This is a genomic window from Staphylococcus sp. HMSC056G08 (genome assembly GCF_001812305.1).
GTDB lineage: Bacteria > Bacillota > Bacilli > Staphylococcales > Staphylococcaceae > Staphylococcus > Staphylococcus simulans.
In genome coordinates, this window is sequence record NZ_KV808465.1 from 19,814 (window position 1) to 32,835 (window position 13,022).

Annotated in this window: 12 protein-coding genes; 8 read left to right on the forward strand and 4 right to left on the reverse strand. The window is 36.7% G+C overall.

Features of this window, described 5'->3' with window-relative positions; translation table 11 throughout:
• The first annotated feature begins 231 nt into the window (after positions 1-231).
• Positions 232-408, forward strand: coding sequence for a hypothetical protein (locus HMPREF2846_RS06435; protein WP_096754678.1), 177 nt, complete (start codon positions 232-234; stop codon positions 406-408).
• A gap of 72 nt (positions 409-480) precedes the next feature.
• Here the strand turns inward: HMPREF2846_RS06435 and HMPREF2846_RS06440 are convergent, their stop codons facing one another.
• Positions 481-891: a YolD-like family protein gene (locus HMPREF2846_RS06440; protein WP_023015882.1), complete on the reverse strand. Its 411-nt coding sequence runs from the start codon at positions 889-891 to the stop codon at positions 481-483.
• Positions 892-1,058: 167 nt separating this feature from the next.
• Here HMPREF2846_RS06440 and HMPREF2846_RS06445 point away from each other — a divergent pair, with 167 nt between their 5' ends.
• Together HMPREF2846_RS06445 and HMPREF2846_RS06450 are read left to right on the forward strand one after the other, a co-directional pair.
• Positions 1,059-2,093 carry a 6-phosphogluconolactonase gene (locus HMPREF2846_RS06445; protein ID WP_070626212.1) on the forward strand — a complete coding sequence of 345 codons (1,035 nt, stop codon included), beginning with the start codon at positions 1,059-1,061 and terminating at the stop codon, positions 2,091-2,093.
• A 257-nt stretch (positions 2,094-2,350) separates the two neighbouring features.
• Positions 2,351-3,913 (forward strand): SLC13 family permease, encoded by a 1,563-nt coding sequence (locus HMPREF2846_RS06450; protein ID WP_070626214.1) that lies wholly within the window; start codon positions 2,351-2,353, stop codon positions 3,911-3,913.
• Positions 3,914-3,978: 65 nt separating this feature from the next.
• Here the strand turns inward: HMPREF2846_RS06450 and HMPREF2846_RS06455 are convergent, their stop codons facing one another.
• Positions 3,979-5,097: a glycosyl hydrolase family 28-related protein gene (locus HMPREF2846_RS06455; protein ID WP_023015879.1), complete on the reverse strand. Its 1,119-nt coding sequence runs from the start codon at positions 5,095-5,097 to the stop codon at positions 3,979-3,981.
• Between the two features lie 119 nt (positions 5,098-5,216).
• Between HMPREF2846_RS06455 and HMPREF2846_RS06460 the strand changes: the two genes are divergently transcribed.
• The 3 genes from HMPREF2846_RS06460 to HMPREF2846_RS06470 all read left to right on the forward strand — a co-directional run bounded on the left by HMPREF2846_RS06460 (position 5,217) and on the right by HMPREF2846_RS06470 (position 8,365).
• A complete protein-coding gene (locus tag HMPREF2846_RS06460; RefSeq protein WP_070626216.1) occupies positions 5,217-5,768 on the forward strand; it encodes a cysteine hydrolase family protein in 552 nt (183 codons plus the stop codon).
• Between the two features lie 75 nt (positions 5,769-5,843).
• Positions 5,844-6,770 (forward strand): manganese-dependent inorganic pyrophosphatase, encoded by a 927-nt coding sequence (locus HMPREF2846_RS06465; RefSeq protein WP_002481693.1) that lies wholly within the window; start codon positions 5,844-5,846, stop codon positions 6,768-6,770.
• Positions 6,771-6,988: 218 nt separating this feature from the next.
• Positions 6,989-8,365, forward strand: coding sequence for an aldehyde dehydrogenase (locus HMPREF2846_RS06470; RefSeq protein ID WP_070626219.1), 1,377 nt, complete (start codon positions 6,989-6,991; stop codon positions 8,363-8,365).
• A 93-nt stretch (positions 8,366-8,458) separates the two neighbouring features.
• On the opposite strand, the gene HMPREF2846_RS06475 is transcribed toward HMPREF2846_RS06470, so the two are convergent.
• A complete protein-coding gene (locus tag HMPREF2846_RS06475) occupies positions 8,459-9,265 on the reverse strand; it encodes a prephenate dehydratase (protein ID WP_002481691.1) in 807 nt (268 codons plus the stop codon).
• A gap of 31 nt (positions 9,266-9,296) precedes the next feature.
• Complete coding sequence (locus tag HMPREF2846_RS06480) at positions 9,297-10,376, reverse strand: nitric oxide synthase oxygenase (protein WP_002481690.1); 1,080 nt, start codon at positions 10,374-10,376, stop codon at positions 9,297-9,299.
• Between the two features lie 250 nt (positions 10,377-10,626).
• Between HMPREF2846_RS06480 and HMPREF2846_RS06485 the strand changes: the two genes are divergently transcribed.
• Positions 10,627-12,096, forward strand: coding sequence for a nicotinate phosphoribosyltransferase (locus tag HMPREF2846_RS06485; RefSeq protein WP_002481689.1), 1,470 nt, complete (start codon positions 10,627-10,629; stop codon positions 12,094-12,096).
• Entirely contained in the window at positions 12,089-12,934 is an 846-nt protein-coding gene (gene nadE / locus HMPREF2846_RS06490; RefSeq protein ID WP_002481688.1) for an ammonia-dependent NAD(+) synthetase, read from the forward strand. Before HMPREF2846_RS06485 ends, nadE begins: the two co-directional genes overlap by 8 nt.
• Positions 12,935-13,022: the final 88 nt, after the last annotated feature.

Genomic DNA, 13,022 nt, shown 5'->3' on the forward strand with positions numbered 1-13,022 from the left:
ACAAGATTATTATAATAAAGCATATGCCGCTGTTTACAGATGGTGGAGAGGCGCGTAATACGTAATTCTTGTGATTTTAAGAGGTTAACCTTTTTCGGTTAGCCTCTTTTTAGTATAATGGCTTTAGACATGCTTTAGCTTTTTTAATATAGGGTATATGTTTTAATGACCAATTTAAGTATGCTATTATTAGAGCATGCAGGCGATTATTTTTATAGAGGTGAAATCAAAATGTTAGACTTTATTAAAGGCTTTTTTAAATTCTTCTTCAGTTTAGCACTTATCGTGTCAGTTGTAGTTGGCGTAGGTGTGGCTGTATTTGCTTTCATCTTCAAGAAAGACTTTGAAGATATCGAAAGAAGAACAAAAGAAATCGTTGCTGATATTGAATCAGGCAACAGTAATTAATTGTAATAGAATTAATGTAAAAGCACTTGCTGAGTTGAATTCAGCAAGTGCTTTTTTCATGAGCCTAAAAGGCTAAGAAGCGTTACGACATAATGTGATTTGGACAATATCAAGCAAAGAAAGTTTAATTTGCTGCTGTTGTTTCAAATTGATACCGATTAATACTTGATCTAAGTAATTGATTTTGTCTGGCATCATTTTGATAGTCTGTATCCAACCTCCTTTAAAGTAGCGCACACGAATGGGACATTGTTCTTGAAATGCGATATGAATCTGTTGGTTCAATTCATGAATTTGATCTTCAGATAAAATAGGGCGTTCTATCTTAGTTTGATCCACCGCATATTGATGCAGACGTTCAAACTGTTCGGGCAATGTCGCAAAAGGTGCCCATTTCACCATGCCTCTGCCCATCGGGATATTCGCATCGAGTTCCTCCCGTGGAATTTTTCGATAGTCTGTTTCTTCTTTAGACGTTTCCATCACTATCACCTGCTTGAGTAAGAGTTGATAATTTCATTATACGAACACTTGTTCGTATTTTCAACTGTAATTAATAGTTTAGCAGAAGAAAACCGTTTCAGAATTGAACTATTATCATTTTTCAGAATAATCCCGTACAATAGGAGGTAAGATGAGGAGGTAATAATATGACGAAATCAGGTTATATTGGATCTTACACAAAGAAAGAGGGTAAAGGGATTTACCGCTTCGTACTAGACGAAGACAAAGCAGCAGTCACTGAAGTTGCGACTGCCTATGAAATTGAGGCTTCTACTTTTATTGCACGCCACAATCAATTTTTATATGCGATTACGAAAGAAGGCGAACGCTGCGGTGTCGCAAGTTTCAGAGTTGAAAATGACGGCACATTGACTTTACTTAATAAATGCTTAGACTCTGTCGAAGGCACAGGATGTTATATTTCTGTATCAGAAGATGGCAATTATTTATTTGAAGCGGTCTATAGTGCAGGACTTTTACGTTTATACGAATTAGATGCAGCAACAGGTGAAGTTGTACGTTTAATTGAAGAGTTGGAACATAAATATCCGACAGGCCCGCATGAACGTCAAGAACATGCACATGTCCATTATGTGCAACAAACTCCAGATAAAAAATATGTTGCTGCATGCGATTTAGGTACAGACAGAGTAGTCAGCTACACATATGATGAAGAAGGCTATCATGAAGCAGCGGTATCTGAATTTACTGCAGGTTATGGCCCACGCCATATCGCATTCCATGAAAATCAACCTTATGCATATGTTGTACATGAACTTTCAAATAAAGTGAGTGTTACCAAATATGATGACGGCCATTTTGAAGAAGTAGGCGTTTATGTAACGATTCCAGATGACTTCAGAGAAGCAACGAAACTGGCTGCAGTACATTTATCTCATGACCAACGTTTCTTATATGTCAGCAACCGTGGTCACGACAGTATTGCAGTATTCGAAGTCAGCGACAAAGGTGACGCATTAAAATTAGTTGAAATCGTGAAAACTGGCGGTGAATTCCCACGTGACTTCAATATTTCAGATGATGATCAATATATTGTATGTGCACATCAAGAAGGGGATTCTCCAGTGACTGTTTTAAAACGTAATAAAGAAACAGGTCAACTGACATTAACAGATGACAAACAACATGCTGCACAAGGTGTCTGTGTCATTTTTGATTAAAGTAAAACAGTTGTAAATGCTATAGAGTAACCAGCGTCTTTTGATAGGTGCTGGTTTTTTTATGGAAATGTTATAAGAATTATTTATCATATGAATTATAAAAGGTTATGTAACCGTTTGCATGATTTTGGTTAAATATACGGATTTTTGTGATAAAATTAAAAAAACAACATGTACAGGGGTGCTTTAAATCAGTATCAGATTTAATTTTCGATTGATTTAAAGTAAAACATGTTGAATTCAAGGGGGGATTGGTTATGCGTCATTCACATCAAACAACTTTTCGCATACCGGGACGTCTGACATTCTTTTCTCAACCAAAGAAACAAAAATCTTATAACTTAGGCCAATTAATAGGTTTGATTTTAGGACCTGTACTCTTTGCGTTGATTTTAATGTTTGTACATCCTGAAGGTTTATCACATCAAGGGGTTTTCGTTTTAGCAAGTACTGCATGGATTGCGGTGTGGTGGATTACAGAAGCGATTCCTATTCCGGCAACCAGCTTAATGCCATTAGTGCTGATGCCGATAGGTCATGTCATGGATCCTGCACAAGTTACTTCTGAATATGGTAATGATATTATTTTCTTATTCTTAGGCGGCTTCGTGCTTGCGATTGCGATGGAAAGATGGAACTTACATACACGCGTAGCTTTAATTATTATCAATAGTATCGGAACAAGTACTGGGAAAATTTTATTAGGCTTTATGTTAGCAACTGGCGGCTTATCAATGTTTGTATCTAATACAGCAGCAGTAATGATTATGATTCCAATCGGCTTAGCGATTATCGCAGAAGCGAAAGCTTTGAACGATAAAGAACATCATAAACACAATTTATCTAAATTTGAAAAGTCATTAGTCCTTGCGATCGGTTATGCAGGAACGATTGGCGGTATGGGAACATTGATTGGAACACCGCCTTTAATTATTTTGAAAGGGCAATACCATACAGCATTCGGTGAAGAAATCAGCTTTGCGAAATGGATGTTGATTGGTATTCCGACAGTTATTATCTTATTATTCTTGGCTTGGGTTTACTTACGTTTTGTTGCCTTTAAACAAGAATTGAAACATTTGCCTGGCGGTGATGATTTAATCAAAACCAAGTTGAAAGAATTAGGCAAAGTCACATTTGAAGAGAAAGTTGTTTTCACTGTCTTTACCATAGCAAGTATTTTATGGATTATCAGAGAGTTTTTACTCAAACAATGGGGACCGACCTCACTTGTTCAAGATGGTACGATTGCGATGTTCGTATCAATTTTATTATTCATTATTCCAGCTAAAAATAATAAAAAATACAAACGCATTATTGACTGGGAAGTTGCGAAAGAATTGCCATGGGGCGTACTGATCTTATTCGGAGGCGGTTTAGCTCTAGCAAAAGGTATTTCAGAGAGCGGCTTAGCGAAATGGTTAGGTGCACAATTGACAGCATTAAATGGTGTCAGTCCTTTACTCATCGTGATTGTAATCACTATGTTTGTGTTATTCTTAACAGAAGTTACATCCAATACAGCGACTGCGACTATGATTTTACCAATTTTAGCAACACTATCTGTCGCAATCGGCGTGCACCCATTATTATTAATGGTGCCAGCCGCAATGGCTTCAAACTGTGCTTACATGATGCCAGTCGGTACACCACCGAACGCCATTGTCTTCGGGACAGGTTTGATTTCTATTAAGAAAATGGCAAGTGTCGGCTTCTGGGTCAACTTAATCAGTGCAGTTCTCATTATATTAGTAGTTTATTTCTTAATGCCATATGCATTAGGTATAGATATTAGCGAACCATTAAAACCACTTAAATAATAATAAAGGAGATAGGCTAAAGTATTGTACTTTAAACCTATCTCCTTCTTTTATGTTAATTTTAATTATGATTTAAGTGTTGGTGATTGATAGATGTGTGAAAGGTTGCGACGTTTGATTTGTGCAGGTTTTAGTTCTGGTTGATCTAAATACAGACCATCAATATCATGCAATGTTAAAGTTTGTGATGTATCAAACTGATTCTCAGCAATTAATACATCTTTGTGCTGCGTATTATAGTAACCGCGAATATGAATCGCGTCTTTGGTCATAGGCCCTTCAAACTGGTTATTAATAATATAAAGTTCACGACCGCCTTGAGCTCCCATACGTTGTCCAGTCAGTACATCTGCAGTGTTTTTATCATCTTTCGTGCCTAAAAAACGCACGCCGCCAGCACAATTTAAGAAATGATTGTCCATGATATATAAGCTGTGTGCTTTAAAAGGTGTCAACGCAAAATCTTGTGTCTGATGGAATGTGTTGCGATAGATAAAAATATCGTGATAAAACTGATTGTGACGTGTTGCATGTGAACCGATTGCGCGATTCCAACTCTTGAAGCCTGGTGTTTCTGAAGGACCGAAATAGCATTCAGAAACCATAGTGTTTCTTGTAATTGTACCATCTCGCGTTCCGAATTTAGGGAAAGCACCTGGTACTTGAATATCAAGTTGTATTGCTTCAGAAAAGCTGCGATCACCATCAATATCTAAAAAGCCTTCGAAACTGCAGCGTGTGATCAGCGTATCTTCAACACCGCATGCATCAATTGCGTGACCGCCGACGATGTCTTTGAAGCGGATATTATATAATACAATACTTTGCGCGTGACCTAAGCACATCGCAGTGTTGTTGTCTGGAAAACGACTGCCGTTCATATCGAATGTACCGCCGATAATTGTGATATGGCTATTGCCGGTATAACCATGATAAAGTCCATTTCGCATCCCATTTTTAAGTAATGCATCTTTGCCTTGACGCTTAATAATTGCTTCTTCATGTAAGAATAATGTCGTGCCTTCATAAATCGTTAAGGCACGTTTGACATGAAATTCTCCTTTCGGCACAAAAATCATACTGCCTGGATGTTGTTTTGCGAGATTTAATGCATGCTGTAATGCTTTTGTATCCTTATGTTTATTTTGACCTGTTAATCCGAATTCAGTTGGGTATATCAACATGGTTTTGACCTGCTTTCTTTATTTCATTGTTTGTATAAAACGGGGTAAACTCGATAATTTGTCAAATTTAGGTTATCCTATTAATTAACAAGATATCACAAAATTGGGGGTAACGCATTATGGCAAAAAAAGCTTTAATTGTTGTAGATTATTCATATGATTTTGTCGCACCGGACGGCAAGTTGACTTGTGGAGAACCTGGTCAGGCGCTAGACAATTTTATCGCAGAACGTATGGAAGCGTATGATAAAGAAGGGGAAGCAATCTTTGTCATGATGGATCTGCATTATGAAAACGATCCGTATCATCCAGAAAGTAAATTATTCCCGCCGCATAATATCGAAGGCACTTCAGGAAGAGATTTATACGGTAAAGTTAAAGATGTTTATGAAAAAATTGAATCACATGAACATGTGCATTATTTAGATAAACGCCGCTACGATTCTTTCTTTGGTACACCTTTAGATAGTTTATTACGTGAACGCGGTATTACTGAAATCGAAATTGTTGGTGTATGTACAGATATTTGTGTACTGCATACAGCTATTTCCGGTTATAATAAAGGGTATGTAATCACTATACCGACAAAAGGTGTTGCATCGTTTAATCCAGAAGGTCATAACTTTGCCTTAGAACATTTTAAAAATGTCTTAGGTGCGAAGGTAGAATAACAGAATAGACTCGTGATAAAATAGGATTAAATAGGTATGAATTACAATAATTAATGACAAGGAGTGTCTCAGGACATGGAAAGTACTTATATTTTCGGGCATAAAAGTCCAGATACAGACGCAATTAACTCTGCCATCATTATGGCTGAATTTGAACAATTAAACGGCAATACTTCTGCGAAAGCATATCGCTTAGGTGAAGTGGGCCCTGAAACGCAATATGCTTTAGATTACTTTAAAGTAGAAGCACCAGAATTATTATCAGATGATTTAACAGGTAAAGACGTTATTTTAGTAGACCATAACGAATTCCAACAAAGTGCAGATTCAATTGAAGGTGCCAATATCCGCCACGTTGTGGATCACCACAGAATCGCTAACTTCCACACAGCTGGTCCGTTATGCTACCGTGCAGAACCACTAGGTTGCACAGCAACAATTTTATACAAAATGTTCAATGAAAAAGGCTTTGATATCAAACCGGAAATCGCTGGTTTAATGTTATCTGCCATCATTTCAGACAGCTTATTATTCAAATCACCAACTTGCACTGAGCAAGATAAAGACGCAGCAAAAGCATTAGAAAAAATTGCTGGTGTAGATGCACAAGAATACGGTTTAGAAATGTTAAAAGCAGGTGCTTCTACATTGAATAAAACAGCAGTTGAATTAATCAATGCAGATGCAAAATCATTCAACATGGGTGATTACACAGTACGTATCGGCCAAGTTAACACAGTAGACTTAAATGAAATTTTAGGCCGTCAAGCTGAGTTAGAACAAGCTATCACTGAAACATTAAATAATGCTGAATATGATATCTTCGTATTAGTTGCGACAGATATTTTAAATAGTGATTCAGCTATCTTAGTATTAGGTGAAGACAAAGATAAAATTGCGCAAGCATTTGGTGTTGAGTTAGATAACAACACAGCATTCTTACCAGGTGTAGTATCTCGTAAGAAACAAATCGTACCGCCAATCACTGAAACATTATCATAAGCAGTTAGACGCTGTTTATGCATGAATATAGATTAAACTGGAATGGGCTAAGATGATAAACAAACAAGCATTCATTGTGTCATCTTGCTTTTTCCAGTTTTTTATTATAAATTTTGGTAATTGAAGTGTTGGTAAAAGTAATAAAATCATTATAAAAGATTAAAATTAGGGTAAAATTGAGTAACAAGGATAATTGTACGAAAGGAGTTAGAGAACCTTTGAAATCAATCGAGGAAAAATTTAAAGACTGCCAAGGGTATTTTAAAACGCATATTACTAAAGATATTAAATACCGTAGAAAACAACTTAAAGCATTGAAACATGCGATTAATAAATATGAAAATCAACTTTTAGCCGCATTGCATTTAGACTTAGGAAAAAATAAAGTAGAAGCGTATGCGACCGAAATCGGTGTCGTATTAAAAAGTATCAGTGCCGCTCGTAAAGATATACATAAATGGGCGAAAACGAAACAAGTGAACACGCCGCTCTATTTGTTCCCGAGTAAAAGTTATATTAAAAAAGAACCATTAGGCACAGTTTTGATTATCGGACCTTTCAACTATCCAGTTCAACTTGTATTTGAACCTTTAATTGGTGCGATCGCAGCTGGTAATACAGCAATTATCAAACCTTCAGAGCTGACACCGAATGTAGCTTCTGTGATTACAAAAGTCGTTGAAGAAGCATTTGAATCAGCTTATATTACTTCAGTTGAAGGCGGTGTTGAAGAGACACAAGTCTTGTTAGAACAACCATTTGATTATATTTTCTTTACAGGCAGTGAACGTGTCGGACGTATTGTATATGAAGCAGCAAGTCGTCATTTGACACCTGTGACGTTAGAACTTGGCGGCAAGTCACCGGTTATTGTAGATGAGACAGCAAATTTGAAAGTCGCAAGTGAACGTATTGCGTTTGGAAAATTTATCAATGCGGGTCAAACATGTGTAGCTCCTGACTATATCTTGGTCCATGAGTCGGTCAAAGCAGACTTGATCAAAGCCTTGCAAGGTACTATTAAAGAGTTCTATGGCAAAGAACCGGATAAAAGTGAAGATTTCGGACGCATTGTGAATGATAAGCATTTTGAGCGTTTACAAGCGTTGATTCAGGACAATCAAGATAAAGTGGCTATCGGCGGTGAAACACATGAACCTTCACGTTATATTGCGCCAACGGTATTAGATAACGTGACTCCACAAGATTCAGTGATGGAAGAAGAAATCTTTGGACCGATTTTACCGTTGTTGACGTATCAAACATTTGATGAAGCGGTCGAATTTATTCAAGCACGAACACGTCCGTTATCACTCTATTTGTTCAGTGAAGATGAAAATAATACGGATCGTGTCTTAAATGAACTATCCTTTGGCGGCGGTGCTATCAATGATACGTTAATGCAGTTAGCGAATCCAAATCTGCCATTCGGCGGTGTAGGCGCTTCTGGTTTCGGTAAGTATCATGGTAAGTATTCGTTCTATACATTCACACACGAGAAATCATATATTTATAAAACTACACGCTTAGAATCTGGAATAATATTCCCGCCTTACAAAGGGAAATTCTCTTATATTAAAAACTTATTCAAATAGTAAAATGAACTATCTGATTGAAGTAGAATAACAATAATAAAACTGGGTCGAACTTTGAAAGCAAGGTTCGACCCAGTTTATTTAGAATATATCTTATTTAGTTTGTTTCTTGAAAGAACCGATGATTTTCACTTGATAATCTAAGGTTTCAAGTATTTTAATCACTTTGTCTAATTCAGAATTAAGCGTAGCATCGGCTTGGACAAAGAAGCGATATCTGCCTAATTGTGTTTTAAGCGGACGTGATTCAATCCAAGATAAGTTGATATTGAAAATTGCGAATGTATTTAAAATATTCGCAAGCAACCCGGCTCTATCTTGTTCTGGTGTAATCATTAATACAGTGTCTGTCGCATCTTCAGCGATAGTTAAGTGATTACCTATGATTAAGAAGCGGGTCACATTATGTGGAAAATCTTCAATATTTTGTTCAATTGCTTCTAGACGATGATCTTCATTGATACCTAGCGGTGCAATCGCGCCCGTATGTTCATCAATAAAATCTAAACTTTGAACGGTACTTTCTGAATAGCCGATTTGAAATTGATGACGCTGGATAAATTGGTTAGTTTGACTGATTGCAGGTGCGATAGAATACACTGTATCAATCGCTTCAATTGGTGTACCAGCTAAAGCATATAATCCGAATTGGATATTTAAATGGATTTCACCAATAGCGTATATATTTTGATGTGCTAAGCCATCTGCGATGATGTTGATTGTGCCTTCAATTGAATTCTCAATCGGTACGATACCAATGCTATCTGAGTCATTTTGAACCGCTTGAACGACTTCATATAAGTTGGATTTTGGATGATAGTCAGCTTCTGTTTCTGTTAAATACTTTTTAGAAGCAAGATATGAAAATGTACCCCTTGGACCTAAATAATATAAATTCATTTTTGCATTTCCCCTTTGATGTGACGCACAGTTAATGGAAAGGGCACCCAGTTGTTTCTGCTGGTTTCTTATAAAAGAAATTTGGTTCTTTCATCACATTTTTATACCCATGATGATAGTTCGAAACCAGAGTAGGTGACAGTGATGGTACGAGCCAAGACCATTTTCCAGTAACTTCACGATTGGCTTTTGCTTCATTGGATTCAAAGTGTTCGAATTGTTTAGCAGCTGTTAGGTGATCGACAATCGATGCACCTACTTTTTTAAACGAATGATACACTGCATCATTCAGTTCTACCATAATACGATCTTTATTGAATGAAGTATTTTTAAGTGTATCAAATTCAAACGCTTCTGCAACTTTTTCTATTAAATTATAGCGGTATGTGTCAGTAAAATTACGTACAGCAATTTCATTTACCATATACCAGCCATTAAATGGTACTGTTGGATAAGTAATACCGCCGATTTTTAAATCCATACTAGAAATAATCGGTACCGCATACCATTTCAATCCTAAGTCAGCAAGTTTAGGGTAATGGCGGTGTTCGATTGGAACTTCTAGGACCAGTTCTTCAGGTAAATCATGCAGGCGCGGGAAGCGCTCACCAGGCAATTTATAAATCAATGGTAAGACATCAAAATCTGTACCTGCACCTTGCCAACCTAAGTGTTGTGCAGTTTTAGTCATCTCGCGTTCCGCAGGATCCCCAGCATCTTCATAACCTGCATAGCGAATTAATTGATTATTATAGATGATAGGCGGATGATCTTCTTCTTGCGCATAAATCGTAATGTAAGATTGAATTTTTCCACCGTTTGTCGCTTCGTCTAAATGTTTGTGGATAGATTCGATAAAGGCATCATTGTCTTTGACGTCACGTGCATCTTGAACGATTAACGTTTCCCAAAATAATCGTCCGATACAACGATTGGAATTACGCCAGGCCATACGTGCACCATATGTTAGTTCTTCCGTCGTATGGTGATACGTGCCAGTTTCGTTAATTTCCTTTTCGATTGCTTCTAATCTCTCTTGAATAACATTTTCGTCATAATTCAACTCTCGATACATTGTGTGAATAAATTCAGTCGCTTTCTCTAATAACATTTTCTTCACCTCATCTTTATTATAGGAGTAATAAGGGAAAACCCCTAGTAAAGATGTCACACAAAATATAGAAATCCAACTAAATCTGACAAAATTATTACATTAATAAAAAAGTATTTACAAAATTAATTGATTTAATTTCAATTTCGGTACAATTGTACGAAGAATGACATACCCCCTAACGGGGAATGTATAAAAGCCTATAAGAATGTGATAAACTAAACAAAAAAGGTTGATTGGGGAGAAAGTTATGTATCAATTTAGAGATGACAGCTTAATGCTTCATAATGACTTATACCAAATTAATATGGCTGAAAGTTATTGGTATGATAATGTTCATGAAAGAAAGGCGGTCTTTGATTTATATTTCCGCAAGATGCCATTCGACAGCGGTTATGCTGTATTTAATGGATTACGCAGAATTATTCAATTTATCGAAAATTTCCATTTTACTGAAACGGATTTAACATATTTAAAATCTATTGGTTACCAAGATGACTTTTTAGATTATTTGAAAGACTTGCGCTTTACTGGAAACATTCGAGCAATGGAAGAGGGCGAAGTATGTTTTAATAATGAGCCTTTAGTAAGGGTAGAGGCGCCATTAATTCAAGCACAATTAATTGAAACGATTTTATTAAATATCGTTAACTTCCATACGTTGATTGCGACAAAAGCAAGCAGGATTAAACAAGTCGCACCTAACGACTTATTAATGGAATTTGGTACAAGACGTGCACAAGAAGAAGACGCAGCATTATGGGGAGCAAGAGCAGCTATTATCGGCGGTTTTGATTCTACAAGTAATGTCAGAGCGGGTAAATTATTCGGTATTCCTGTATCCGGTACACATGCGCATGCTTTTGTACAAACTTATGGTGATGAATATGTTGCATTTAAAAAATATGCAGAGCGTCATAAAGACTGTGTCTTTTTAGTAGATACTTTCCATACGTTAAAATCAGGTGTGCCGACAGCGATTAAAGTGGCACAAGAATTAGGCGATAAAATCAACTTTATCGGTATACGTTTAGATTCAGGTGATATTGCTTACTTATCTAAAGAAGCACGTAAAATGTTAGATGAAGCAGGTTTCACTGATGCGAAAATCATTGCATCTAACGATTTAGACGAAGAAACAATCATGAGTTTGAAAGCACAAGGTGCGAAAGTCGACTCATGGGGTGTAGGTACGAAGTTAATCACAGGTTATGATCAACCAGCATTAGGAGCAGTTTATAAACTTGTTGCTGTAGAAGATGAATCAGGTGAGTACCAAGATCGTATTAAACTATCAAACAATGCGGAGAAAGTAACAACACCTGGTAAGAAAAATGTTTATCGTATTATTAATAAAGCAACAGGTAAAGCAGAAGGGGATTATATTACACTTGCACATGAAGATCCATATGCAGAACAACCATTGAAATTGTTCCACCCAGTGCATACGTATAAAAGTAAGAAAGTAAAATCATTCGAAGCGATTGATCTGCATAAAGATATCTATACTGAAGGTAAATTAGTTTATGAATTACCACACGAAAAAACAGCCCAAGCCTTCTTAAAAACAAATTTAGAACATCTATGGGAAGAAAACAAACGTTTCTTAAACCCTCAAGAGTACCCTGTTGATTTAAGTAAAGCATGTTGGGATAACAAACAACAAAAAATCTTTGAAGTCGCAGAAGATGTCAAAGAAATGGAGGAACGACATGAGTAGTGAATTGCAGGATATTATTGTTAAAGAAATGAAAGTTAAACCATCCATCGATAGTGAAAGTGAAGTCCATGAACTCATTCACTTTATTAAACACTATGTTCAAAGTCATGGTTTTATCCAATCGTTAGTATTGGGTATTTCAGGCGGCCAAGATTCAACACTTGCCGGTCGTTTGTGTCAAATTGCGGTAGAACAGCTACGAGAAGAAGGCAGAAATGTACGCTTTATCGCAGTTAAGTTACCATATGGTGTACAAAAAGACGCAGATGAAGTTGAAGATGCTTTGAAGTTCATTCAACCAGATGAAACTGTCACGGTTAATATTAAACCGGCAGTTGATCAAAGTGTTAATGCATTGAATGAAGCTGGATTTGAATTAACAGACTTTCAACGCGGTAATGAAAAAGCACGTGAACGTATGAAAGTTCAATTTGCGATTGCGGCAAACCAAAGCGGTATTGTCATCGGAACTGATCATTCTGCAGAAAATATTACAGGCTTCTTCACAAAATATGGCGATGGCGCTGCAGATATAGCGCCTCTATTCGGCTTAAATAAGCGACAAGGGCGTCAATTATTGGCATACTTAAATGCACCGAAACATCTTTATGAAAAAGTGCCGACTGCTGATTTAGAAGATGACAAACCGCAACTTCCAGATGAAGAAGCATTAGGCGTGACTTATGATGCGATTGATGATTATTTAGAAGGCAAACCTGTGTCTGAAAAAGATCAAAAAGTAATTGAAGGCCACTACTTAAGAAATGCGCATAAGCGAGAATTAGCATACACACGCTACACTTGGCCAAAATCAGAATCATCGAAAGAAAAAGAGTGACAAATAATCAGTCGACTGATAAAATAAGCTAGATTTCAATTTGAAAAGAGGTAATATATTTTGTCAGTAATTTCAGCAAATCCATGGC

Coding starts and splice junctions, on each gene's coding strand:
- nadE (WP_002481688.1), top strand. CDS start 12,089: ATGAGTAGTGAATTGCAGGATATTATTGTTAAAGAAATGAAAGTTAAA.
- HMPREF2846_RS06440 (WP_023015882.1), bottom strand. CDS start 891: ATGGAAACGTCTAAAGAAGAAACAGACTATCGAAAAATTCCACGGGAG.
- HMPREF2846_RS06475 (WP_002481691.1), bottom strand. CDS start 9,265: ATGAATTTATATTATTTAGGTCCAAGGGGTACATTTTCATATCTTGCT.
- HMPREF2846_RS06465 (WP_002481693.1), top strand. CDS start 5,844: ATGGAAAGTACTTATATTTTCGGGCATAAAAGTCCAGATACAGACGCA.
- HMPREF2846_RS06445 (WP_070626212.1), top strand. CDS start 1,059: ATGACGAAATCAGGTTATATTGGATCTTACACAAAGAAAGAGGGTAAA.
- HMPREF2846_RS06485 (WP_002481689.1), top strand. CDS start 10,627: ATGTATCAATTTAGAGATGACAGCTTAATGCTTCATAATGACTTATAC.
- HMPREF2846_RS06450 (WP_070626214.1), top strand. CDS start 2,351: ATGCGTCATTCACATCAAACAACTTTTCGCATACCGGGACGTCTGACA.
- HMPREF2846_RS06455 (WP_023015879.1), bottom strand. CDS start 5,097: ATGTTGATATACCCAACTGAATTCGGATTAACAGGTCAAAATAAACAT.
- HMPREF2846_RS06480 (WP_002481690.1), bottom strand. CDS start 10,376: ATGTTATTAGAGAAAGCGACTGAATTTATTCACACAATGTATCGAGAG.
- HMPREF2846_RS06460 (WP_070626216.1), top strand. CDS start 5,217: ATGGCAAAAAAAGCTTTAATTGTTGTAGATTATTCATATGATTTTGTC.
- HMPREF2846_RS06435 (WP_096754678.1), top strand. CDS start 232: ATGTTAGACTTTATTAAAGGCTTTTTTAAATTCTTCTTCAGTTTAGCA.